The sequence below is a fragment of the Pectobacterium aroidearum genome (genome assembly GCF_015689195.1).
GTDB lineage: Bacteria > Pseudomonadota > Gammaproteobacteria > Enterobacterales > Enterobacteriaceae > Pectobacterium > Pectobacterium aroidearum.
Genome location: NZ_CP065044.1, coordinates 4,521,215 through 4,544,208, shown reverse-complemented (window position 1 = coordinate 4,544,208; position 22,994 = coordinate 4,521,215). Strand labels below are relative to the sequence as shown.

Sequence of the window (22,994 nt, the reverse complement as noted above, 5' to 3'; positions counted from 1 at the left end):
AAACGTCGATCAGGCAAAGAGTTCATCCAGATGCTGGCGGTAGTTTGCAAGATAAGCAGGGACGTCCGGTGCCTTTATCACATCGTTGCAGATGAAGGTCGGCAAGGGGGATAACCCGATAAACTGGTTCGCCTTATGGAACGGCAGATACACGCCGTCCACGCCCACGCCGTGGAAGAACTGTTCAGGATCGTCGAAGGCTTCCAGCGGCGCATTCCACGTCAGAGACAGCATATATTTGCGGCCTTGTAACAGCCCGCCAGAACCGTATTTTTTGCTGGCATCCGAACGGCTGCGGCCATCGCTGGCGTAAAGCGAGCCGTGGCCAGCGGTAAACACCTCATCGATGTATTTCTTCAGGATCCACGGCGTATCCATCCACCATCCTGGCATCTGGTAAATGATAGTGTCCGCCCACAGGTAGTTCTGAATTTCCTGTTCAATATCGTAGCCGCTGTCCACGACCGTCACGCGGACGTCGTGACCTTTGTCGCGCAGGAAACTGGCAGCGACCTCGGTAAGGGTATGGTTCAACTCACCTTTGGAGTGAGCGAAGGATTTGCCTGCATCAATCAGTAAAATGTTTTGCATAGGTCTGCTCTCGAATCGGTTATCAACGACGATGTTGGGCGTAGTCTAGAGGAGAGATTCGTGCAGAAAAATGTGCGGTAGCGCATAACACTGTTGACTGAATGTCAACAATAAGAAGCAGAATGGTGCTCTATTGAAATAATGTGGTCGGAGGAAAAGGCAAGAGAGTCTTCTCTTGCCTTGGTCAGATTGTGCGGCGTATCTATTGATATAAACTGGCTTTTCCCGTTGAGCCGAAGAGCGCCATTTTATAGCGAATCACCTCTTTTGCCGCCTTAATCGGTTCCGGGTAGATGGCATTCGGGTCCCACCAGGTTTCACGGCTGAGGATTTCTCGCGCTTTCTGGAAATAGGCGAATTTCATGTCGCTGGAGATATTGATTTTGCCCACGCCAAGCGTCACCGCTTCGGCAATTTCGGCGTCCGGGTTGGCCGAACCGCCGTGCAAGACAAGCGGAATAGAAACCCGCTGCGAAATATCCCGCAGGATATGCATTTGCAGCTCTGGCTTCAGGTCTTTGGGGTAAATACCGTGTGCCGTACCGATGGCGACGGCTAACGTATCAACGCCGGTTCGGTTGACGAAATCTTCCGCCTGCTCGGGGTCGGTATAGATCACTTTGCTGACGCCGCCTTCTATCGTGGTGCCGGTGTCGCCAATCGTGCCTAATTCTCCCTCCACGGAAACGCCAACGGCATGCGCCAGTTTCACCACTTCGGTGGTGAGCGCCACGTTCTCTTCATAAGGCAGCAGCGATCCGTCGATCATGACGGAGGTAAATCCGCACTGAATAGCACGCAGAACGTGTGCGATCGAGGCGCCATGATCGAGGTGGATGACAAACGGTACGGGGCTGCGCAGCGTTCTTTCTCGCACATAGGCGAAGAACTCATCGGTAACGAATTCCAGCTCGCTCGGGTGGATAGAGATAATGGCCGGGGTATTCGTCGCTTCGGCTTCTTCCACTACGGCGCGGATAAAGCAGCTATCGGCCACGTTAAATGCGCCGATAGCGAAACGGTGTTCACGCGTGGGTTTCAGGATGTCAGTCATTGAAATCAACATGTTATGTCTCTCCTGTGTCGGATAAAGGGCAAAGCGTTCCTGTACCAGTGGAAAACCACTGATGGCGAAAGCGGGTAAAGGGCGAACGGTCAGGCTTTGTTGGCTGAACCTGACCAACCGAGATAATCGACGATCACGTCGCGGCAGGCAGATTCCATCGTTGCCAGTAAGTCGGATAACTCCGTCGTTGGATGCTGATGCAGCGTCTGCTGCAATGCCGTTTTTCCTGCCTCAAAAACGGCCGCGCCGACGTTGATTTTGGCGACACCGTGACGGCTGACGCGGCGAATATCGTCAGCCTTGGTGCCGCTGCCGCCGTGCAGCGCTAACGGCACCGTTGATTCCCGATGCAGGGCTTCAAGTCGCTCGAAATCAATCCATGGCGTTACCCCCGGCGGGTACATGCCGTGGGCGGTGCCGACCGACACGGCAAGCAGGTCGATGCCGGTTTGGCGGATAAAGGGAACGACGTCTTCCACCTGTGTCATTTTCACCGCGGCGTCCTCTTGGTCGTAGACGGGCGCGTCGGCGATGTGACCCAGCTCGCCTTCCACACAGACTCCCGCTGTCGCAGCGATGGTCACCACCTGTTGCGTACGCAGGATGTTTTCCGCCAGTGGGTGACTGGAAGCATCGATCATCAGCCCGGTAAAACCGGCGCGGAATGCCTGACCAATCAGGTTGAATGCCGTACCGTGATCCAGACTGAGCGCCACGGGAACGGTGGCCTGCTCGGCCAGCGCTTTGGCCAGTGGCACCGCGAGGTGCGGAGGAAAGTGCGCGCTGTGACCCTGATACACATTCAGGATCAGCGGCGCACGCTGTTGCTCGGCGGCGGCAATGGCCGCACGGGCGGTCTCCAGATTGAAACAGTTGATGGCGAGCACGGCATACTGCTGTTGATACGCGTCATCAATGAGGGCTTTCATTGCGGCATACATGGCGGCTCCTGTTATTCGAGAGTGAATTTAATGTCTTCGTCACGCACGCTGCTGTCGTCAACGTCGTCGAACTCTTCATCTGCCTGCGTTACGCGTTTCTTAATCAGCGACAGCATCACGCCGCAGATGGCCGTGCCGATACCGAGTGCCAGACAGAACATCAGCGGCTTGGTAAACAGCGGGACGACAAACATGCCGCCGTGTGGCACGGGCGCCTCCACGCCCCAGACCATGATGAGCCCGCCCGCGATAGCGGAGGCAACGACGCAACTGGCAACGACTCTGAACAGGTCACGTGCGGCAATGGGGATGACACCTTCGGTAATCATGCAGATCCCCATCGGGAAGGCGGCTTTCAGCGCCTCTTTTTCTGCGCGGGTGTATTTGTAGCGGGTTAGCAGGAAGGACAGCGTGATGCCGAAGGGCGGAATCATTGAGCCGACAAACTTGACGGCTTCTGGTCCGTAGATACCATCGACCAGCATGCCGTCCGCGAAGAGCGACATCGTCTTGTTCACCGGTCCGCCGAAATCGAAGGTCGCCATCGCACCTAAAATCGCCCCCATCAGGAATTTCGAACCGCCCTGCATGGATTCCAGCAGATGAATCAGCGCTTTTTGCAGCCAGACGATGGGCTGGCCGATAAACGTCATCATCAGCAGCCCGGCGATAATGGTGCTGAGCAGCGGCAGGATCATGACGGGCATCAGCCCCTGCATCGAGGTGGGCAGTTTGATGTAGCGGCGCAGTAGTAGCACGGTGTAGCCGACTAAGAAGCCGCCGAGAATACCGCCGATAAATCCGGTTTGAATCTGACCGCAGATAAAACCTACGATCAGGCCGGGAGCGAAGCCGGGGCGGTCGGCAATGGAATAAGCGATGGCGGCGCTGATGAGCGGAACAATCAGCCCCATCCCCCAGCCGCCGATCTGGTTGAGCATCCACGCAATACTGCCGGTTTGCTTGCCGACATCCGGGCCGCCGATAACCTGACCGAGGGCAATACAGATCCCGGCGGCGACAATGAGCGGGATCATCCAGGAAATACCGGTAAGAAGATGCCGCTTTATTTCCTGTCCAATGGTGATTTTTCTGGTGTTCATAATTATTACCCCGAAATTGAGATATTCAGGCACCCGCTAAAGAACTAGCGACTTTTTCCAGAAATTTAATCGGAGATTTAATAACGACCTCCGTTTTTACCCGAACAATAGGCTTACCTTTAAATCGCTCTTCGCCTGTTATTTTTATATCGATGGCCAGAATAACAACATCGGCTGCGGCTATTTCATCAGGCATTAATTCATTCTCTGTACCAATGGTTCCCTGAGTTTCTACTTTGATAGCGTAATTTAAGGCGTTGGCACCCTTAATGAGTTTCTCGCGCGCGATATAGGTATGCGCAATGCCTGCCGTGCAGGCGGCAACACAAACAATATTCATTTTGAGCCTCGTCTTATGTCGGAGTGACGGGAGCTGTTTCTGCATACTGACTAAACAGCCGAATAATTTTATGGGGATCGGATTCGTCCAGCAGTTGAGCAATCACCTCATCATCGGCCAGCGCGCTGGCAACCTGAGACAGCAGGCGAATATGTGTCGTGTTCTGATCTTCCAGACGCACGGCAAAAAGAATAATGCAGCGAACCTGACTACCGTCCAGCGTCTCCCACGGAATATCCTGACGGGTGCGGCCAATCGCGAGCGTGGTCTGTTTTACGGCGGAGGATTTTCCGTGGGGGATCGCAATATGGTTTTCAAAACCGGTCGATCCTTCCGCCTCACGTAACCAGACATCATGAATAAAATCCTGTTTATTGGTAATAGCGCCATCGGCATACAGCAGATCGGTTAATTCATTAATGGCTTCGTCTTTATTGGTCGCGGACATAGTTAGCTTTACGCGATTTACATTCAGTATTTTATTGATATCCATTTATCACACCTCATCTATAAATGTTAAAAATAACGGTCGGCCAATAATCAGTGGGGGACGGCCTGATGCAGTTGATTGGCGATAACTTTTTCGGTAACGCGTTTAATGTCATCGTCATTAAAAAAGGCGGAAACATAGACGACAGGAATGTGTTGTTCTTCCAGATGAATCGTGGAAATAATCAGCTCAATCTCTTCCTGCTGGCAAAACCTCTGCATATTGCTGGCCGAAACCACGCCAACAATAATCCAGTCAGGGAATGCGCGCAGGATGCGGTTTTTCAACAGGTGTGACGTTCCTACGCCGCTGGAACACACCACCAGAATACGTTTATGCGCAATTTGGCGTTCCAGCGCGGCTTGAAAATGAATGGTCAGATAGCCGATTTCATCTTCAGCGACCGGTTTTAATTGAAATCGCTGACAGACTTCGTCCATTGCTTGCTGAGTCATATCATAAATATCGATAAATTCGCTTTTGATATCGTCTAATAACGGGTTGCGAATATGTATTTGGTACTTTAAGCGGTTAAGCAATGGCTTGATGTGAATAAGTAATCCTTCATGTAATAACTTATCTGTGCGCAAATCGATATTAATTAAATCAGAAAATATCTGCGTCAGTGCATGCGTGATTCTGCGTGATTCACCGTTAGAAAATTGATAGCGAAGCAGTTGGTTATCCGACCGTTCCTCCATCACAATGCCGGAGGAAATAATATATTGGTAAATAAACCAGACTTCATCAGAAGGCAGTGTGCTCTCGACGCGCTGCTCTATTTGGCTCACCATGTTTTGAGCGATCGAGAATATACGATTATCAACCTGCTGATGAACGGATTCTTCCGCCATCATTAACGCTTTTCCCTGCGCAATGCGGTGCATCATAATTAAGGTATGCGTGAAAATATTGATGTAATAAGGCTCACCGAGTGGATAAGAAAGTTGTCGTTCCATGTCCTGTAACAGCGATTCGACGAAGGACACGTCTTCTTCACCGAAATAGTTGATCAGTGCCTTATAGCTGCCGGGGTCGAGACGAGAATGGTTAAGCGGGCCAGGTTCTTTATGGTGCATGACGTCATTAATGAGCGAGGCCATCGCCTGACGCACCTGATTCTCACTGCCTTCAATGTGCGTGCCGCTCTGGCTGCGCACCAGCGCCAGCCCCAGTGGATGTAACCAGCTTTCGATGATTTTCAGATCGTTAACGATAGAGGCGCTGCTGATAAAGTAGCGTTCTGACAGCTTGCTGATGGATGTTTCATGAGGCGTGTCACTCAGCAGTTGTGAGGCAATTTTGACGCGACGCGCATTGTTGATCAGCGCATCGGTCTCTCCGTCGTCCACGACAATTTGCTGCTCTAACAGTGTGAGATGGCGATCGTCATCCGTGGTTAACATGATTCCCGCACCGACCTTTTTGTCTGGATAAATATTCCAGACAGAAAGGAAGGCTTCGACAAATTGCATATCACGATAGACAGTTTTTTCAGACACATCGAGGTAATGTGCAATATCTTTAACCGTTACATATCCCTGGTGTTGTAACAGATATTTCAATAAACGGTTCTGACGGGAGGTGAGTGGCTGCATCATATTACCCTCATGAATTTTTAGATTTTCTGATGCTTATCGAATTGATAATTTTTTCTAAATAATTTCCTGTTTTATTTTCTCTGTTGGTTTATTTACGTCACGTACTGTAATCATTAATCTAGTCGCGATAGTCGAGAGGGACAATACTAAATGCTGTCCGCTGAATAGGACAAAATTAAAACATGGCGCTGACGGAATATTAATTGAGATCGCGATCACGTTATAGCGAGAGGTAAATTAGACATTCTGATCGGCATCGTCATTATTTAATGCTGTAGAAATAATGATATCGGCGCAATTAAACGGGACGTGGCGGGAAGAGCGTATAGAGAAAAATAAAAAGGCAAGAAAGCCGTGGTGCGCGCTCTTGCCTGATTACGGTGGCGATGCCTTATGCAGACATCGCCTTTTTCATTGAATCGTGAGCGACGCGGATTAGAAGTCCACGTTCACACCCAGTTGGAAGGAACGGCCAGGCTGCACGGAGAGGGCGCGATCATACTGCCCCTGCCGATCGTTGGTTTCAATCTGGCGACTGCTGAGGTAATCCCAATATTTACGGTCAGTCAGGTTATACACGCCGCCGTTGATTTTCACGTTTTTGTTCACGCGGTAGTAGGCCGTCAGGTCAACCATGCCGTAGCCGGGAATTCGCATATATTCGGCACTCGAGGCGGTGATAGCGCTGCCTGCATTGGTGTAGCTTTCACGGCTGGTATCCTTCGCCTGGAGTGAGCCGCAACGTTGTTCCCTGTGACATCACCTCATCAGATAAGGTACTATTCCCGCCAAACATACCGCCACTATGGCGTGCCGGAAAGCGTAACCATCGCGCCGCGATGTGAGGGAAATGAGATAAATGAGTGAGATGACTCATGACGGCGCAGAAAGCCTTGCGCTGCGCACGTTTACCGAAAATGCATACCTGAATTATTCCATGTACGTCATCATGGACAGGGCATTGCCGTTCATTGGCGATGGCCTGAAACCTGTGCAGCGTCGCATTGTGTATGCGATGTCCGAACTGGGGCTGAATGCCAGCGCCAAATTCAAAAAATCCGCCCGTACCGTGGGTGACGTGCTGGGTAAATACCATCCGCACGGCGACAGCGCCTGCTATGAAGCCATGGTGCTGATGGCGCAGCCGTTCTCGTACCGCTACCCGCTGGTGGATGGTCAGGGGAACTGGGGGGCGCCGGACGATCCGAAATCCTTCGCCGCCATGCGTTATACCGAATCGCGGCTGTCCAAATATGCTGAAATTCTGCTGTCGGAGTTAGGGCAGGGTACGGTCGATTATATCCCGAACTTTGACGGTACGATGCAGGAGCCGAAGATGCTGCCTGCGCGTCTGCCGAATATTTTGCTGAACGGCACCACTGGGATCGCCGTCGGCATGGCAACGGATATTCCACCGCATAACGTGCGTGAAGTCGCCGCCGCTGCGGTCATGCTGCTGGAAAATCCGAAGGCTTCGCTGGACGATTTATTGCAGCACGTGCAGGGGCCAGATTTCCCGACGGAAGCTGAAATCATCACGCCGCGCGATGAAGTGCGCAAACTCTACCAGAATGGCCGTGGCTCGGTACGTATGCGCGCAGTCTGGAAGAAAGAAGACGGTGATGTCGTCATTACCGCGCTGCCACATCAGGTTTCCGGTGCCAAAGTGCTGGAACAGATTGCCAGCCAGATGCGTGCGAAGAAGCTGCCGATGGTGGAAGACCTGCGCGATGAATCCGATCACGAGAATCCAACCCGTCTGGTGCTGGTGCCGCGCTCGAACCGTATCGATATGGATCAGGTGATGAATCACCTGTTCGCCACGACCGATCTGGAAAAGAGCTATCGCGTTAACATGAATATGATCGGTCTGGATGGTCGCCCTAGCGTGAAAGGGCTGGTCGAGATCCTGAGCGAGTGGCTGGTATTCCGTCGTGACACGGTGTGCCGCCGTCTGAACTACCGTCTGGAAAAAGTGCTCAAGCGCCTGCATATCCTTGAAGGCTTGCTGATTGCGTTCCTGAATATTGATGAAGTCATCCATATCATCCGTACGGAAGATGAGCCGAAGCCGGTACTGATGCGCCAGTTCAGCCTGAGTGAAACACAGGCTGAAGCGATCCTGGAGCTGAAATTACGTCATTTGGCCAAGCTGGAAGAGATGAAAATCCGCGGTGAGCAGGACGATCTGGCAAAAGAGCGCGATCAGCTTCAAGCGCTGCTGGCGTCAGATCGTAAGCTCAGCAATCTGATTAAGAAAGAAATTCAGGCGGATGCGCAAACCTATGGCGACGATCGTCGTTCGCCGCTGTATGAACGCAGCGAAGCGAAAGCGATGAGTGAACATGACTTTGTGCCGTCAGAACCGGTCACCATTGTGCTGTCGGAAATGGGCTGGGTGCGCAGCGCCAAAGGGCATGACATCGATCCTGCCGGGCTGAATTACAAGGCGGGTGATAGCTTCCGCGCCGCTGCGAAAGGTAAGAGCAATCAGCCAGTGGTGTTTATTGACTCCACTGGCCGCAGCTACGCGTTGGACCCGATCACGCTGCCTTCCGCACGTGGTCAGGGCGAGCCGCTGACGGGCAAACTCACGCCGCCGCCGGGCGCGACGATTGAACAGGTGTTGATGGCCGCAGACGATCAGCCGCTGCTGATGGCATCGGATGCAGGCTACGGTTTCGTGTGTACCTTCAACGATCTGGTCGCGCGCAACCGCGCAGGTAAAGCGATTATTACACTGCCGGATAATGCGAAGGCGTTAGCTCCGATGGAGATCCACGGTGACGATAACCTGCTGATGGCGATCACTGCCGCAGGCAGAATGCTGTTGTTCCCTGTCTCCGATCTGCCACAGCTGTCGAAAGGCAAAGGCAACAAGATTGTGTCCATCTCCTCGGCTGATTTTGCTGAAGGTAAAGACCGTCTGACCTGGCTGTATCTGCTGCCACCACAGGCTTCCGTCACGCTGTATTTCGGTAAGCGTAAGCTGGTGCTGCGTCCGAACGAGCTTCAGAAGTATCAGGGTGAGCGCGGGCGGAAAGGCACGTTGCTGCGTGGGCTACAGCGCATTGACCGGATCGAGGTGGATGCACCGCAGCAGATTAGCACTGGCAGCAGCGAAGAATAACCCCTCCGTATTGCCCTGTGTATGTTGAGAAAGGCGGTGTAATACCGCCTTTCTTTAGTTTCCGGTTGCCATCCTGCAGCAAATTGAATCACCGTGTGTTTTAGCGCGAAATCGCTATACTAGCGGCGGCTGTCGGCTAATGAGGTTGCTATGTTATCCATTTTGCGTTTTTTGGTTGTCGTTATCTTTTCGATTTTGGTCTGTATTTTTGGCTTGTTTTACTGCCTGTTCAGCCCTAGAAATCCCCGTCATGTGGCGACCTTCGGCCATCTTTTTGGACGTCTGTCCACGGTCTTTGGCCTGAAAGTAGAAATGCGGATACCAGAAGAAGCCGCCCATTATGGCAACTGCATCTATATCGCGAATCATCAGAATAATTACGATATGGTCACGGTATCCAAAGCAGTCCAGCCGCGTACCGTTACCGTGGGTAAGAAAAGCCTGCTGTGGATCCCGTTCTTCGGGCCGCTTTACTGGCTGACGGGTAATTTGCTGATTGATCGCGAAAACCGCGCGAAAGCGCACGGCACCATCGCTCAGGTGGTGAAGCACATTAAAGAACGAAACACTTCTATCTGGATGTTCCCCGAAGGTACGCGCAGCCGTGGACGCGGCCTGCTACCCTTCAAAACCGGTGCCTTTCATGCCGCGATTAGCGCTGAAGTGCCAATTGTGCCGATTTGCGTTTCTACGACCAGCAATAAAGTGAAATTGAACCGCTGGAATAATGGCCTCGTTATCGTAGAAATGTTGCCGCCCATTGATACCCGTGCGTATACCAAAGATCAGGTTCGCGAGCTGGCTACACACTGCCATGATGTAATGGCGGCCAAGATTGCCGAGCTGGATGCGGAAGTGGCGGCGCGCGAAGCGGCAGACAAAAAATAAGTTTACCCCATCGGGTTACGCGATTATTTCTTCCGACTTTCTATTCAAGAAAGAATTGGAAGTTAAACTTTGCTTACGGTTAATGGATTTACGGAGTCATTATGTCACTCAGCCGACGTCAGTTTATTCAGGCATCGGGCCTTGCGTTATGTGCGGGAATGACGCCACTGGCGGCTAAAGCCAGTGGGAATTCCGCCGCATTGCCGATACCGCCATTACTGGAGTCGCGCCGAGGCCAGCCTCTTTTTCTGACCATGCAGCGTGCTCATTGGGCGTTTTCCGGCGATCGTAAGACAGCCATTTGGGGAATCAACGGCCGTTATTTAGGGCCGACGGTACGCGTCTATGACGGCGATGACGTTAAGCTGATTTACAGTAACCGTCTGAATGAGCCTGTCGCGATGACAATCGGCGGGTTGCAAGTGCCGGGGCCGCTAATGGGTGGGGCAGCCCGTATTATTTCTCCGGGCACCGACTGGTCGCCAGTGGTGCCCATTCGTCAGCCGTCGGCGACCTGCTGGTATCATGCGAATACGCCGAACCGCATGGCACCACATATCTATAACGGGCTGGCTGGATTATGGCTGGTGGAAGACCGAGCCAGTAAAGCCCTGCCGTTGCCCAATCACTACGGTGTTGATGATTTTCCCTTGATTATTCAGGATAAAAGACTGGATAACTTTGGTGTCCCTATTTATAGCCCGCCTTCTAACGGCGGCTTTGTTGGTGACTCGCTATTAGTCAACGGCATCCAAAATCCCTTTGTTGAGGTGTCCCGCGGCTGGGTTCGCCTGAGATTGTTGAACGCCTCGAACTCCCGGCGTTACGTGATGCGGCTGAGCGATGGTCGGGCGATGCATGTGATTGCCAGCGATCAGGGGCTGCTACCGGCACCGATGGCGGTGAATCAGCTGTCTCTCGCACCCGGTGAACGACGCGAAATTCTGATCGACATGTCGCAAGGCGAGGACGTTACGCTGACGGCAGGGGAGTCGGCCGGGATTATGGATCGCCTGCGCGGCTTATTTGAGCCTTCCAGTATCCTGATTTCTACTCAAATACTCACGCTTAAACCGACGGGTCTGCTGCCATTGGTGACGGATAACCTGCCGATGCGCCTGCTGGCCGACAACATCATTGAAGGCAGCATCAGCCGCACGCGCGAATTCCGTCTGGGTGACAGCTTGCCTGGCATCAATGGCGCGATGTGGGACATGACGCGTGCCGATGTACAAACGCAGCTTGGCCGCTGCGAGCGCTGGATTATCCACGCCGACACGCCGCAGGCTTTCCATATTCAGGGCGTTAAATTCCTGGTGCGTAGCGCGAATGGCGGCCCGCCGGCGGTGGAAGACAGCGGCTGGAAAGATACGGTGTGGGTGGATAACGATGTCGAGCTGCTGGTGTATTTCATGCAGCCTTCCTCAATGGCGTTCCCCTTCCTGTATTACAGCCAGACGCTGGAATTGGCCGATCGCGGTTCAACCGGGCAGCTCATCGTACAGTCTGCAATGTAACGCCACTTACCCCTGCCATTCTCCTTCCGCCGTTATTCCCTCTGCCGTGCAAATGCGACGGCAGTTCTGTCTGACGGCGGAGGTTCCAATACTTACATCATTGTTACTGTGATCCACCTCTATTCAGACAAACCAAAATTAAAGATGCGTAGCCGTGCGGACGATACCTTATAGATTGATGTTGTTATGAATTAAGGGTGAATCGCGGGTTGAGCCGCATGCTGTTCCGGGTCTGAACCGTGCTAAAAAACATTTTTTATTACAACAATTTCAGAGTCAGAACGTTTCGTTTCGCCATGAAATCAGGTTCACTTTCTGTTTTAACCTGCACGCAGCCAGAATGCTGCGTCACTAAAAAGGCTGCACTATGCGGGAATTACTGCTTTGGGTCAGGGATCAACTGGCTGAGGCGTCGTCGGCGCCTCGCTATATGCAGCTCGCGTCGTTGCTTGAATCAGAAATCGGCCGTCGGAAGGCATTGGCAGGCCAGTTTTTACCTGCGGAACGGTTGATTGCGCAACAGCTGGGATTATCGCGCGTAACGGTTTCCCGTTCCCTGTCGCTGCTGGAAGAAAAAGGGCTGATTGTTCGCCAGCAGGGGGTGGGAACTCGCGTTACGCAACGGCTTAACTACGCGTTGAGCGCTGAGGATGAAGGGTTCACTGCGCTGGTGCTGAAACAGGGCGGCATCGCTGGTAGCCTGTGGCTGGATAAGGTAATACAGGTTCCGCCTGCTGCTATCGCGGCGAAAATGTCTCTGCCGGAAGGTGAGGCCGTCACCTATCTGCGACGCGTTCGGCTGAGCAATGGCGAGCCTGTCTCGCTGGAAACGACGTGGATACCGCAAGAGTTTCTGCCTGACCCGGAAGCGCTTGAACAGTCTCTCTATCAATATTGGGTGTCGCGTGGGATCGCGCCGGACAAAAAGCGCTATCGTTTCAAAGCGATTGCCTGTGCGGCAGAGATCGCGGCACGTCTTGGTACCGCGGTGGGAACGCCGTTGCTGTATTGCCAACTGCACGTTTATAACGAACAGGGTGAACTGTTGGAATACAGCGAGGCGCATTGCCGTAGCGATGTGTATGAGATTCAGTTTGCCGATTAGAAGAAAAATGCCAGCACGGTGAATGCTGGCATCAGCGCTGGGCTAGTCGTTTCTCGGCTCGTCAGGATCCGATCCCAGTCGCTTCCCGCTGTCCAGCTTGGCAATTTCACCCAGCTCGTCTTTATCCAAACGGAAATCGAACACCTCGAAGTTTTCCTTGATACGGGAAGGTGTTACTGATTTAGGAATCACCACCAGCCCGCTGTCCAGATGCCAGCGAATCACGATCTGTGCCGGCGTTTTCCCGTATTTTGTTGCCAGTTTACGGATAACCGGATGGTCAAAAATGCCCTCGCCGCCTTGTGCCAGCGGGCTCCAGGATTCAGTTTGGATATGATGCGTCGCATTCCAGGCGTGGAGCTGCCTTTGCTGGAGAAGGGGGTGAAGTTCGACCTGATCGATAACTGGCAAGACGCCCGTTTCTTCTTTTAACCGCTGTAAATGATGAATGTGGAAATTGCTGACGCCGATGCTTTTCGCCAGACCCTGTTCCTGAAGTTTGATGAGTCCGCGCCAGGCATCCACGAAGGTGTTCTGCTGCGGGAGCGGCCAGTGAATCAGGTAGAGATCGATATAATCTAACCGAAGTTTTCTCAGGCTTTCCTCCAGCGCCTTCTGGGGATCGGTATGATCGCCATTCCAGAGCTTGGTGGTGATGAATACCTCTTCACGCGGCAGATTCGCGGAACTTAGCGCCTGACCCACGGCTTCTTCGTTCTTATAAATAGCGGCGGTATCGATCGCCCGATAACCGATGGACAATGCTTCAGTCACGGCGATCACCGTGTCCTCACTGCTTGCTCGCCAGACACCAAGGCCCAACTGGGGCATGATGTTACCGTCCGCCAGCTTAACTTTCGGTTGCGTCATCTCATTCTCCTTTTGTATCCGTTAATCCATAAAAATATCATAGGGTTAACTGGATGGGCGACCTGTTCATATCACGGACACTGCGGAACGTGATCCCTAGCAGGAACAGGCATATGATTTCAGTCTAGTAGAAAAATTGGTCGGTTATACGTAGCCTGATGATAAAGGGAGCCGATCGGCTCCCCTTAACAGACACAGCATTGAGGTGAGGGTATAAGTGTTGTTTAAACGGTAGTGTTTTCTCCTGTAACTCGCATGATGAGGTGTGGAAGGCTTAGCGTGCCGCTTCGTAAATCTTCTGGCTTTCTTCCAGCGTAATATCGCGGTGTTCGCCTAGTGCCGTCAGGCCATGCTCGTTGAGCTTGGCGACCAGTGTTGGGATGGAACTGCCATCCAACTGGTAGTCAGACATGCGGGTCGGTACGCCCATTTTCTCGAAGAAGTCACGCGTAGCGGCAATTGCACCGTCGATGCGTTGGTCTTCGCTACCGTCACGCAGGTTCCAGACGCGCTCGGCGTATTGCAGCAGTTTGTCGCGTTTCTGGGCTTTTCTTGCCGCCAGCATAGCGGGCAGCACGACAGCCAGCGTCTGGGCATGGTCGAGGCCATGCAGCGCCGTTAATTCGTGGCCTAGCATGTGGGTTGACCAGTCCTGCGGTACGCCGGCGCCAATCAGGCCGTTCAACGCCATTGTAGCGCTCCACATCACATTGGCTCTGACCTTGTAGTTTTCCGGTTCTGCCAGCGCGCGTGGGCCTTCTTCAACCAGCGTCAGCAGCAAGCCTTCCGCAAAACGATCCTGTACTTTGGCATCGACGGAATACGTCAGGTACTGCTCAACGGTATGAACGAAGGCATCGACCACGCCGTTCGCGATCTGGCGAGCGGGCAGGGTGTAAGTCACCACCGGGTCGAGTACGGCGAAAAGCGGCTGGGTGTAACGCGAACGGAAGGCGAGCTTATCATTGGTCGACTTACGGGTGATGACTGCCCCGTTGTTGGATTCCGAACCCGTCGCTGGCAGGGTAAGCACGGCTGCCATCGCGACGCCGCGATCGATTTCCGCCCCACCGGTTTGCAGAATATGCCACGGGTCCTGCGCAGCCTGATAATCTGCGGCGGCAGCGATAAATTTCGTGCCATCAACCACAGAGCCACCGCCAACCGCCAGCAGGAAATCAATCTTCTCCGCACGGACGACCTCGACGGCTTTCATCAGCGTTTCGTAAGTCGGGTTTGGCTCAATGCCGGAAAACTCACGTACGTTGCGGCCTTCTAGTGCGCGATAGACCTGATCCAGTACGCCATTGTGCTTCACGCTGCCGCCGCCGTAGGTAATGAGGATACGGGCATCGGCAGGAATTTCTTTGCCTAATTCAGCAATCTGGCCTTCGCCAAACAAAATTTTGGTAGGGGTATGAAGTGTGAAATTTAGCATAGGTTATTTGTCCAGTTTAAAGCCCTGTTGGAGGATCGCGGGTAAGACTTTCGGGAAATAAATGTGCTGATAGTAGCTGGCGGTGTTATCACCCCAGTTGTCACCGTCTGCGCGGCCGGTTTGCTGCCAGTGTGTCACCAGCGTTTGGTTATATTGCTCGATAGCCGCAGGCAGAACGTCCTGATGGTAGGTTTCATCATGGCGGAATGAATTCAGCGGCAGGCGTGGTTTTTGATGCGCAGGGGTGTCCACATAACCGATAGCGACGCCTGCGACGGGGAACGTCAGTTCAGGCAGTTCCAGAAAATCGATCATTGCCTGCGGCTCGCGACGAATGCCGCCAATCGGGACGATGCCCAGACCAAATGAGCGTGCCGCGGCCATCAGCGTGCCAAGCGCGATACCGACATCCGTTGTGCCAGCGATCAGGCTTTCGAGGCTTTCATGCGCGTGTTGCTGCTTTCCGCTCATGGCAATCCCGACCTGTGTTTTATGCATATCCAGTACCACGGTAATAAAGACGGGCGCTTTGGCAATCCACGGCTGGCCGCCAGCCAACTCGGCGATGCGTGCCTTGCGTTCCGGGTCGCGGGTGACGATGAGCGAAACCTGCTGAGAGTTCACGGATGTCGGTGCCAGATGGGCGGACTGAATAATGGCATCCAGCACGTCATCGGGAATCGCTTTATCAAGATAGCTGCGTTCACTGCGGTGTGAGGTGAACAGTTCAATCGTTTTATTCATGTCTTTTCCCGGGTGATGAAGAAGCGAATGTATGCTCAATATTGTCATCAACCCACGAAAGACGTTCAATGCACATTTCTGTTTGCTTATTGCCTATTTCTACAAAATGTAGGAGAAAAGGGTGATAATAATTCGCAGGTATGTCATTTTATTTCTTCTGTCAGGAGAGCGGCTTCGGGCAGACAAAGCGAACCAGTAGCGAGATAACTCTATTTTGACGGAAAGCCAATTATGTTGACCGAAGGCCAATGCGAGGGGCTTGTTCAGAACCCCGCAGATCAGAAACCCATCGTTCAGGAACTCACAGAATCGCAGCAGACGGTACGGCAACGTATCGTGCAACAGGCTATCCGCTGCTCGACCAAAAACTGGGCCACGCCTTCGCTCGTGCCTCAGGTCAAAATTCTTTATACGGAACAGCACCACCCGCGCGTGCCGGTCATGTATGAGCCGACGATCGTCATCATTTTTCAGGGGCAAAAGATTGGCTATGTAGGGGGGAAAACCTTCCAGTATGACCCGGAAAACTACCTGCTGATGACGGTGCCGCTGCCGTTCGAATGTGAAACGATAGCCAGCGCTGAACATCCGCTGGTGGGGATGGCGATCCGTATCGATATCCAGATGCTTCAGGACTTGCTGATCGACATTGGTGACGACGATAGCGCGGTCCGCCCCTGTTCTTGTACGTGCGGGGTGAACAGCGCGCCGCTGACCGATGAGATTCTGTGTGCGGTTGAACGGCTGTTAGATGCGATGGATAACCCACGCGATGCCCGTGTACTGGGGCCGACGATTGTGCGCGAGATTATCTATCATATGCTCTGCGGCGAACGCGGTGCAGCATTACAGGCGTTGGTTAATCGGCACACGCACTTCAGTCAGATTGCCAAGTCTCTGCGACGTATCGAAAACCACTATGCCGATAACCTGAATGTGGAACAGCTGGCAGCCGAAGTGAACATGAGCATTTCGGCGTTTCATCATAACTTCAAAGCGGTGACCAACACATCGCCTTTGCAGTATCTGAAATCCTATCGCTTACATAAAGCGCGCGTGATGATGATCAACGAGGGGCTGAGAGCGGGAGTCGCGGCGGCTCGCGTAGGGTATGAGAGCGTGTCGCAGTTTAGCCGGGAATTTAAGCGCTATTTCGGTGCGACGCCAAGCGATGAAGCGGCGAGATTAAAGGCCAGCAATATGGTGGTTGAGGAAAGCTGAAAGCGTTAAGAAAACGTGCGGTAGCCCAATTAGGCGACGGCACGTTTTTTACGCCACACTACGACAGCCATGCCAATCAGGCCGCTGATCAGCAAAATAATCGGGAGCAGGATCAGCGCGGTCATCACCTGATCTTCATAGCGTTTGACCAGCGGAATGTGGCTGAGCGCATAGCCGAGCGTGACAATCCCCCCGACCCACAGCAAACCGCTGAGCCAGTTAAAGATTTGAAAGCGCGTATTATTTAACCCGGAAATACCGGCCATTGTCGGCAGCAGCGTGCGGATAAATGCTAAAAAGCGGCCAACCAGCAGCGCCATCAGGCCGTGGCGATGGAACAGATGATGGGCGCGTTGGTGATAGTGGGCGGGAAGCTGTAATAGCCAGCCCTTTACCAGACGCGTATCGCTCAGCCAGCGCCCTTGCAGGTAACTGAGCCAGCAGCCGAGGCTGGCTGCGATGGTGAGCAGGATCATCGTAGGGAAAAAGCTCATTACGCCTTTGGCAATCATGGCGCCGGTGAGCAGCAGGAGGCTATCGCCGGGCAGAAAAGAGGCAGGCAGCAGACCGTTCTCCAGAAACAGCGTCGTGAACAGAATGCCGTAAACCACCCAAATGACGTGGGGATCGGCCAGTGCACTAAAATCCTGCTGCCAGAGCGCCTGAATAATGTCGTGAACCACACTCATATTACTTCCCGCCAGTGACGATATTCACTATCTTTCAGGCAGCGGCGGTGGAACGCTGGGTTACCTGAAATCTACTGCCTATCAAGCCCTAAAATCAGTATGGGCAAAACGCTTTGCCGCATTGTTGTGAGAATACGATAAAGCTTAATGCTTAATTTTTGGTTAAGGTAACGCGGTTTTTTAGTAAGCGTTGACTCATGATTATCATAACGCATTACCCACCGCCCCGCAGGGGAAATCAAGACATGGCGGCCTTATGGCCGTCACATTTTCTGTATTTTTTCCTGCCGTTTGACAGTGCGTCAGCTTGCTGACGCCTTGCTAGGCGCTCAGCCTGCTGAAACCCGCGGCCAGATCGTCGATCAGATCGTCACTGTCTTCAAGTCCAATATGTAACCGAATAAGTGTGCCGGTAAAATCCACACCGCTCGCCGGGCGGATCGCCGCGAGTTCTTCCGGTTGATTCGCCAGAATCAGAGACTCGAAGCCCCCCCAGGAATACGCCATGCTGAAGTGCTCAAAATGATCCAGATAGTGCGCCAGTGCTTCCTTGCTTAATTTCTCCTTCAGCACAAAGGAGAACAAGCCGTTGCAGCCGTTAAAATCGCGGACGTAGAATTCATGCCCTTTGCATTCTGGCAACGCAGGGTGATTAACGACGGCGACTTCCGGCCGCTCAGCCAGCCACTTCGCAATGCGGATACTGCTTTCCTGATGCTGTTTGAGCCTGACGCCCAGCGTGCGCAGGCCACGGCTGGCGACATAGGCGGTATCGGCGTCCACCATTTGTCCCATCAGATAGGAATGCTCGCGCAGTTGTGCCCAGCAGCGCTCATTCGCCACTGCCGTGCCGAGCATGGCATCGGAATGGCCAACGATGTATTTCGTACCCGCCTGGATAGAGATATCAATATCGAAATCGAATGCTTTAAATAAAATGCCTGCTGCCCAGGTGTTATCAATCATGATAACGATTTCGGGATTGATGCGGCGCACGGCCTGTACGATCGCGGGCACATCATGGACTTCCATGGTGATGGAGCCCGGCGATTCGAGAAAGACAACTTTGGTATTGGGTTGGATCAGTTCGGCAATATCGGCACCGATGAGCGGGTTGAAATAGGTGGTGCTGACGTTCAGCTTGTTAAGCACTTTCGTGCAGAAATCCTGTGTCGGTTCGTAGGCCGACTCCGTCACCAGAATGTGATCGCCTGCCGCAACGAAAGAGAGGATTGCGTTAGAAATGGCAGCGGCACCACAGGGGTACAACGCGCAGCCTACACCGCCTTCCAGCTCCACCATCGCTTCCTGAAATGCGAAATGGGTCAGCGTACCGCGGCGACCATAGAACAACGCGCCTTTGGCTCGGTTAATGGTGGCGTGCTTCTTGTCCTGCACGGTATCGAATACCAGCGAGGAAGCGCGCTGAATAACGGGGTTTACGGAGCCGTGGGTGAATTTCTTGCTGCGTCCTGCGGCGACTAACGCTGTTGCCGTTTTTTTGCTTGTCATAACCACTATTACCTTTTCTATTCAATCCTGCCGGATGACCCAATACGCCAGATATTCCCGATAGTGAGAGTGTGAGGAAACAAGGGGGCGCTATTCAATGTATTAACTCTACGTTATCACGGCTTGGGCTGCGTGTGGGCGTAAGTAGGATAAGATGGGAGGTAGATGAAAACATTTCAGGAAGAAAGCAAGAAGCGCCATGTTATCCAATACAATCCAGAAAACATGGCGCAATTGGGACAGATTAACCCGTATGAACGCCAAAGAGTTTGGGCAGCCACAGCGAAATGGCCGGAATATACGTGACCAGCATCAGCACAAGGAAGAGCCCACAGTAGAAGGGCAGCATCGCTTTAACGACCTGTTCTATCTTCTGTTTACTCACCGCACTGGCGACGAAAAGTACCGATCCCACTGGCGGCGTAATCAGACCAATCCCGAGGTTCACCAGCATGATCATGCCGAAATGCACCGGATCGATGCCGAGCGAGAGAGCGACGGGCAGCAAAACGGGTGTCAGGATCAGGATCAGCGGCGCCATATCCATCAGCGTACCCAGCAGAAGCAGCATGATGTTAATACACATCAGGATGACGTATTTGTTATCCGAGATGGAGGTAAAAAACTCGGTGATGCGGGCGGGCAACTGCATGTAAGTCATGATGGCACCGAACGCGGCGGCGAAGCCGATCAGGATCATCACGATCGTGACGGTTTTGACCGTGCGGTACATCAGCTTGGGCAGTTCCGACCACTTGTAATCTTTATAGATAAACATGGTCACGAAGAAGGACCATAGGCAGGCGATGGCCGCAGACTCGGTCGCGGTAAAAATACCTGACAGAATCCCCCCCATGATGATGACGACCGTCATCAGCCCCCATAGGGTATCGACAAAGATTTTCAGCGCCTGACGGAACGGCACACGTTCGCCTTTTGGATAGCCGCGGCGATGGGCAAAACCGACGCACATCACCATCATGGTCAGACTGAGCAGCAGGCCGGGCAGGATCCCTGCGATAAACAGCGAGGCAATTGAAACCGTACCGCCGGTTGCCAGCGAATAGATCACGGAGTTGTGACTCGGCGGTGTCAAAATGGCCTGTACGGATCCGCTGGCGGTGACGGCGGCGGAGAAGTCGCGCGGATAACCTTTCTTCTCCATTTCCGGGATCATCACCGAGCCGATTGAGGCTGTGTCTGCGACGGAGGAGCCAGATATCGCGCCGAAAAAGGTAGAGGCGACGATATTAACCAACGATAAGCCGCCGCGAATAAAGCCGACAAAGATGTAAGCGAAGCTGACCAGCCGACGAGCAATCCCGCCTTCGGCCATAATTGCCCCAGCCAGAATAAAGAAAGGAATTGCCAGCAGCGAAAATTTGTTCACGCCGTTGGTAACCTGGATCATGACAGCCTCAAGCGGCAGATCGATCCAGAGCGCGCCAACAATGGCGCTTAACCCTACCGCGTAGGCGACGGGAACACCGACCGCTAACAACACGGCCAGTGAGGCAATCAGAATAAATGCATCCATGGTATTGGCTCCGAATTAAGAACTGCCAAGCATTACCACAGGGCGTTTATCCTGCGGGCCGAAAAACATTTTTTCGATGATGAAGAGCACGGTGATTAACGAACCGATAGGCAGCGGTAAATAACTTTCACCTGCAGTCAATAACGGAAACTCCGCAACGGGCTGTTCCCATAATTCCAGACAAAGTAACGTGCTGTAATAGAGAATAAACAGGCTGATTAAGAGCATCAGGAGGTTCGACAGATGAACACAAATCTTCTTACCGGATTCTGGCAATCTGTCGGTTAACATACTGACGGCAATATGTGAGTTGGAACGGTAACTGACGGCTGCGCCTACAAAAGTAAACGTCACCATACAGATAATTGAAATGGGTTCTGGCCAGGATAATGCGGCATTTAATACATAGCGTGCGAATATACCGACAGGAATTACGATCGTCATAATTAATAACGCCAGACCAGAAACCCACATGGCAATACGATAGAGTACATCCATGCTGGAAAGATAAGACTGTGCCATTGCGCCACCTATATTCACTTCGCGGAGTGAACCGCGAAGGGTAATTGTTAATACGAGGCTATTCATGATGGCGGATAAATAGCAGACTATTTATCCGCTGAGATGAGATATTGATTATTGGACGTCAGCGACGGCTTTAATCAGATCCTGATATTTGGCACCAAATTGATCGCGTACGGGCTGTGTGGCTTTGAAATAGTACTCGGTATCAATTTCATGGAATTGAACGCCACCGGCCTTCATTTTATCCAGAGATTGCTGAGTATATTCATTCCACAGCACGCGCTGTTCTTGTTGCGCTTCTTTCGCCAGCTTCAGGATAAGATCCTGATCCTCTTGAGAAAGTTTGTCCCATTTGGTTTTGGAGTACAGGAACAGCTCAGGAATAATGAAGTGGCGGCTCCAGGTATAGTTTTTCACGACAGGCAGGTAGTTGTGTGCGACAAACGTTGGTGGGTTATTCTCAGTGCCGTCAATGACGCCAGTTTGCATGCCACTGAAGACTTCACTAACGCCCATCGCGATCGAGTTGGCGCCCATGGCTTTTAGCGTTGCCAGCGCGACCGGGCTGCCCTGGACGCGAATTTTCATGCCCTTGAGGTCTTCCGGTTTCACCACCGGCTGTTTGGTGATTAAGTTACGCGTTCCTGCGTCCATCCAGCCCAGAAAAACCAATTTTGATTTGCTGCTATGGGTAATCTTGTCACCAATTTCCTGGCCGATTTTTCCATCCAGTACTTTATGCATATGATCTTCATCACGGAAAATATAGGGCAGTGTGAAGACTTCTATTTCCGGTAAAATAGCGGCAACGGGCGTCATGGATACACGGATAATATCAATCGCGCCGAGCTGCGCCTGCTCAATCATTTGCTTCTCATCGCCCAATACGCCGCCGGGGAAGGTTTTAATTTCCAGCCTGCCACCTGTGGCGGCTTTTAATTTCTCTCCCATTTTCTGAACTGCGACGACATTAGGGTAACCTTCAGGGTGAACATCAGAGGCTTTAATTTGTTGTGCCTGAATCGCTTGGCTCATCAGGAGTGCAGTAGAACCCAGACAAACGCCGATCAATGTTTTCGACAGCTTCATTGAATTATCTCCAGAGGTGGGGTGACATTATCGATAATCAAATGGTGATATTAAAAATATAAACCCATGAAAAATAGAGTAATGAAGAGTGGGTTTAATGATGAGAAGACGGCTAACCATTAGATATTATTGTGGCGCTCGTCGGTATTCTCTACGAGTTAAGCTAACCTATTATACAACTTTGTAGAATGACTCGTGTCACAAAAGAAAAAGCTAATATGAAATGCTGTTTTATATGGATTTCATTCCTATTTGACTCTTAGGAATATGCGTAACATGGTGTTTTTATTTATCTTATTGTGTTCTTATGTATCTATTTGTTTCAGAAAACTTATCGTCAGCCATTGTGAAATGGTGTGATAACTTAATGTTGATCACAAAAAGCTGATAATAAAAATTCGATCATAATATCTGGGATATCACGCCGTGTTTTCGGGCTATCTCGCCTGGGATATTCCGTAATGCACACCTTCTTTCTTGTTTTTATGCTTTTTCTGCCGATATGCAGGCAATACCCCCAAAAACTCTGTCAGAACGCAAGAAAAGTGCGTTATCTGGTGTAAATAATAATGAGAACGACTATCAATTCGTTCAGGG

The 22,994-nt window shown here is 52.2% G+C and carries 20 protein-coding genes and 1 pseudogene; 5 read left to right on the top strand and 16 right to left on the bottom strand.

What is annotated here, in order from left to right; translation table 11 throughout:
- Positions 1–9: 9 nt before the first annotated feature.
- The 8 genes and pseudogenes from I2D83_RS20240 to I2D83_RS20205 form a co-directional block, all read right to left on the bottom strand.
- A complete protein-coding gene (locus I2D83_RS20240; RefSeq protein WP_181829968.1) occupies positions 10–591 on the bottom strand; it encodes an NAD(P)H-dependent oxidoreductase in 582 nt (193 codons plus the stop codon).
- 202 nt (positions 592–793) lie between these two features.
- Entirely contained in the window at positions 794–1,657 is an 864-nt protein-coding gene (locus tag I2D83_RS20235) for a ketose-bisphosphate aldolase (protein WP_194431466.1), read from the bottom strand.
- 89 nt (positions 1,658–1,746) lie between these two features.
- Positions 1,747–2,598: a class II fructose-bisphosphate aldolase gene (locus I2D83_RS20230; RefSeq protein ID WP_205947211.1), complete on the bottom strand. Its 852-nt coding sequence runs from the start codon at positions 2,596–2,598 to the stop codon at positions 1,747–1,749.
- An 11-nt stretch (positions 2,599–2,609) separates the two neighbouring features.
- On the bottom strand, positions 2,610–3,701 hold the full coding sequence (locus I2D83_RS20225) for a PTS fructose transporter subunit IIC (RefSeq protein ID WP_181829965.1): 1,092 nt from the start codon (positions 3,699–3,701) through the stop codon (positions 2,610–2,612).
- Between the two features lie 25 nt (positions 3,702–3,726).
- On the bottom strand, positions 3,727–4,041 hold the full coding sequence (locus I2D83_RS20220; protein ID WP_205947210.1) for a PTS fructose transporter subunit IIB: 315 nt from the start codon (positions 4,039–4,041) through the stop codon (positions 3,727–3,729).
- 13 nt (positions 4,042–4,054) lie between these two features.
- Positions 4,055–4,534, bottom strand: coding sequence for a PTS sugar transporter subunit IIA (locus I2D83_RS20215; RefSeq protein ID WP_180778466.1), 480 nt, complete (start codon positions 4,532–4,534; stop codon positions 4,055–4,057).
- A gap of 47 nt (positions 4,535–4,581) precedes the next feature.
- Positions 4,582–6,132: a BglG family transcription antiterminator gene (locus tag I2D83_RS20210; RefSeq protein ID WP_205947209.1), complete on the bottom strand. Its 1,551-nt coding sequence runs from the start codon at positions 6,130–6,132 to the stop codon at positions 4,582–4,584.
- A gap of 435 nt (positions 6,133–6,567) precedes the next feature.
- A pseudogene (locus tag I2D83_RS20205) lies at positions 6,568–6,861 on the bottom strand (TonB-dependent receptor domain-containing protein); the annotation flags it as partial.
- A 130-nt stretch (positions 6,862–6,991) separates the two neighbouring features.
- On the opposite strand from I2D83_RS20205, the gene parC reads away from it, so the two are divergent.
- The 4 genes from parC to I2D83_RS20185 all read left to right on the top strand — a co-directional run bounded on the left by parC (position 6,992) and on the right by I2D83_RS20185 (position 12,772).
- A complete protein-coding gene (gene parC, locus I2D83_RS20200) occupies positions 6,992–9,262 on the top strand; it encodes a DNA topoisomerase IV subunit A (protein ID WP_194431469.1) in 2,271 nt (756 codons plus the stop codon).
- A 150-nt stretch (positions 9,263–9,412) separates the two neighbouring features.
- Positions 9,413–10,150 (top strand): 1-acylglycerol-3-phosphate O-acyltransferase, encoded by a 738-nt coding sequence (locus tag I2D83_RS20195; protein WP_012773050.1) that lies wholly within the window; start codon positions 9,413–9,415, stop codon positions 10,148–10,150.
- Between the two features lie 101 nt (positions 10,151–10,251).
- Positions 10,252–11,667: a cell division protein FtsP gene (gene ftsP / locus I2D83_RS20190; RefSeq protein ID WP_012773051.1), complete on the top strand. Its 1,416-nt coding sequence runs from the start codon at positions 10,252–10,254 to the stop codon at positions 11,665–11,667.
- A gap of 367 nt (positions 11,668–12,034) precedes the next feature.
- Positions 12,035–12,772: a GntR family transcriptional regulator gene (locus tag I2D83_RS20185; RefSeq protein ID WP_205947208.1), complete on the top strand. Its 738-nt coding sequence runs from the start codon at positions 12,035–12,037 to the stop codon at positions 12,770–12,772.
- Between the two features lie 42 nt (positions 12,773–12,814).
- Here the strand turns inward: I2D83_RS20185 and dkgA are convergent, their stop codons facing one another.
- The 3 genes from dkgA to I2D83_RS20170 form a co-directional block, all read right to left on the bottom strand.
- Positions 12,815–13,642 (bottom strand): 2,5-didehydrogluconate reductase DkgA, encoded by an 828-nt coding sequence (dkgA, locus tag I2D83_RS20180; RefSeq protein WP_012773053.1) that lies wholly within the window; start codon positions 13,640–13,642, stop codon positions 12,815–12,817.
- A 274-nt stretch (positions 13,643–13,916) separates the two neighbouring features.
- Positions 13,917–15,080, bottom strand: coding sequence for an alcohol dehydrogenase (gene yqhD / locus I2D83_RS20175; protein ID WP_012773054.1), 1,164 nt, complete (start codon positions 15,078–15,080; stop codon positions 13,917–13,919).
- 3 nt (positions 15,081–15,083) lie between these two features.
- Entirely contained in the window at positions 15,084–15,824 is a 741-nt protein-coding gene (locus I2D83_RS20170) for an NADPH-dependent oxidoreductase (RefSeq protein ID WP_012773055.1), read from the bottom strand.
- 231 nt (positions 15,825–16,055) lie between these two features.
- Between I2D83_RS20170 and I2D83_RS20165 the strand changes: the two genes are divergently transcribed.
- A complete protein-coding gene (locus tag I2D83_RS20165) occupies positions 16,056–17,045 on the top strand; it encodes an AraC family transcriptional regulator (RefSeq protein ID WP_241007248.1) in 990 nt (329 codons plus the stop codon).
- A 29-nt stretch (positions 17,046–17,074) separates the two neighbouring features.
- Here the strand turns inward: I2D83_RS20165 and I2D83_RS20160 are convergent, their stop codons facing one another.
- From I2D83_RS20160 to I2D83_RS20140, 5 genes are all read right to left on the bottom strand, one after another.
- Positions 17,075–17,734 (bottom strand): DedA family protein, encoded by a 660-nt coding sequence (locus I2D83_RS20160; RefSeq protein WP_012773057.1) that lies wholly within the window; start codon positions 17,732–17,734, stop codon positions 17,075–17,077.
- Positions 17,735–18,055: 321 nt separating this feature from the next.
- A complete protein-coding gene (gene metC, locus I2D83_RS20155; RefSeq protein ID WP_181829958.1) occupies positions 18,056–19,246 on the bottom strand; it encodes a cystathionine beta-lyase in 1,191 nt (396 codons plus the stop codon).
- Positions 19,247–19,490: 244 nt separating this feature from the next.
- The gene (locus I2D83_RS20150; protein WP_012773059.1) at positions 19,491–20,783 is read right to left on the bottom strand and encodes a TRAP transporter large permease; all 1,293 of its coding nucleotides are present in this window, start codon (positions 20,781–20,783) and stop codon (positions 19,491–19,493) included.
- A gap of 15 nt (positions 20,784–20,798) precedes the next feature.
- A complete protein-coding gene (locus tag I2D83_RS20145) occupies positions 20,799–21,305 on the bottom strand; it encodes a TRAP transporter small permease (RefSeq protein ID WP_012773060.1) in 507 nt (168 codons plus the stop codon).
- Between the two features lie 114 nt (positions 21,306–21,419).
- Positions 21,420–22,397: a TRAP transporter substrate-binding protein gene (locus tag I2D83_RS20140; protein WP_182100448.1), complete on the bottom strand. Its 978-nt coding sequence runs from the start codon at positions 22,395–22,397 to the stop codon at positions 21,420–21,422.
- Between the last annotated feature and the right edge of the window lie 597 nt (positions 22,398–22,994).

Excerpts from the sequence above, each read along its gene's own strand:
- I2D83_RS20150 (WP_012773059.1), bottom strand. The coding sequence starts at position 20,783 with ATGGATGCATTTATTCTGATTGCCTCACTGGCCGTGTTGTTAGCGGTC.
- I2D83_RS20140 (WP_182100448.1), bottom strand. The coding sequence starts at position 22,397 with ATGAAGCTGTCGAAAACATTGATCGGCGTTTGTCTGGGTTCTACTGCA.
- I2D83_RS20210 (WP_205947209.1), bottom strand. The coding sequence starts at position 6,132 with ATGATGCAGCCACTCACCTCCCGTCAGAACCGTTTATTGAAATATCTG.
- dkgA (WP_012773053.1), bottom strand. The coding sequence starts at position 13,642 with ATGACGCAACCGAAAGTTAAGCTGGCGGACGGTAACATCATGCCCCAG.
- I2D83_RS20220 (WP_205947210.1), bottom strand. The coding sequence starts at position 4,041 with ATGAATATTGTTTGTGTTGCCGCCTGCACGGCAGGCATTGCGCATACC.
- I2D83_RS20240 (WP_181829968.1), bottom strand. The coding sequence starts at position 591 with ATGCAAAACATTTTACTGATTGATGCAGGCAAATCCTTCGCTCACTCC.
- I2D83_RS20230 (WP_205947211.1), bottom strand. The coding sequence starts at position 2,598 with ATGTATGCCGCAATGAAAGCCCTCATTGATGACGCGTATCAACAGCAG.
- I2D83_RS20160 (WP_012773057.1), bottom strand. The coding sequence starts at position 17,734 with ATGAGTGTGGTTCACGACATTATTCAGGCGCTCTGGCAGCAGGATTTT.
- I2D83_RS20195 (WP_012773050.1), top strand. The coding sequence starts at position 9,413 with ATGTTATCCATTTTGCGTTTTTTGGTTGTCGTTATCTTTTCGATTTTG.
- I2D83_RS20225 (WP_181829965.1), bottom strand. The coding sequence starts at position 3,701 with ATGAACACCAGAAAAATCACCATTGGACAGGAAATAAAGCGGCATCTT.
- yqhD (WP_012773054.1), bottom strand. The coding sequence starts at position 15,080 with ATGCTAAATTTCACACTTCATACCCCTACCAAAATTTTGTTTGGCGAA.
- I2D83_RS20145 (WP_012773060.1), bottom strand. The coding sequence starts at position 21,305 with ATGGCACAGTCTTATCTTTCCAGCATGGATGTACTCTATCGTATTGCC.
- I2D83_RS20215 (WP_180778466.1), bottom strand. The coding sequence starts at position 4,534 with ATGGATATCAATAAAATACTGAATGTAAATCGCGTAAAGCTAACTATG.
- metC (WP_181829958.1), bottom strand. The coding sequence starts at position 19,246 with ATGACAAGCAAAAAAACGGCAACAGCGTTAGTCGCCGCAGGACGCAGC.
- ftsP (WP_012773051.1), top strand. The coding sequence starts at position 10,252 with ATGTCACTCAGCCGACGTCAGTTTATTCAGGCATCGGGCCTTGCGTTA.
- parC (WP_194431469.1), top strand. The coding sequence starts at position 6,992 with ATGAGTGAGATGACTCATGACGGCGCAGAAAGCCTTGCGCTGCGCACG.
- I2D83_RS20235 (WP_194431466.1), bottom strand. The coding sequence starts at position 1,657 with ATGTTGATTTCAATGACTGACATCCTGAAACCCACGCGTGAACACCGT.
- I2D83_RS20185 (WP_205947208.1), top strand. The coding sequence starts at position 12,035 with ATGCGGGAATTACTGCTTTGGGTCAGGGATCAACTGGCTGAGGCGTCG.
- I2D83_RS20170 (WP_012773055.1), bottom strand. The coding sequence starts at position 15,824 with ATGAATAAAACGATTGAACTGTTCACCTCACACCGCAGTGAACGCAGC.
- I2D83_RS20165 (WP_241007248.1), top strand. The coding sequence starts at position 16,056 with ATGTTGACCGAAGGCCAATGCGAGGGGCTTGTTCAGAACCCCGCAGAT.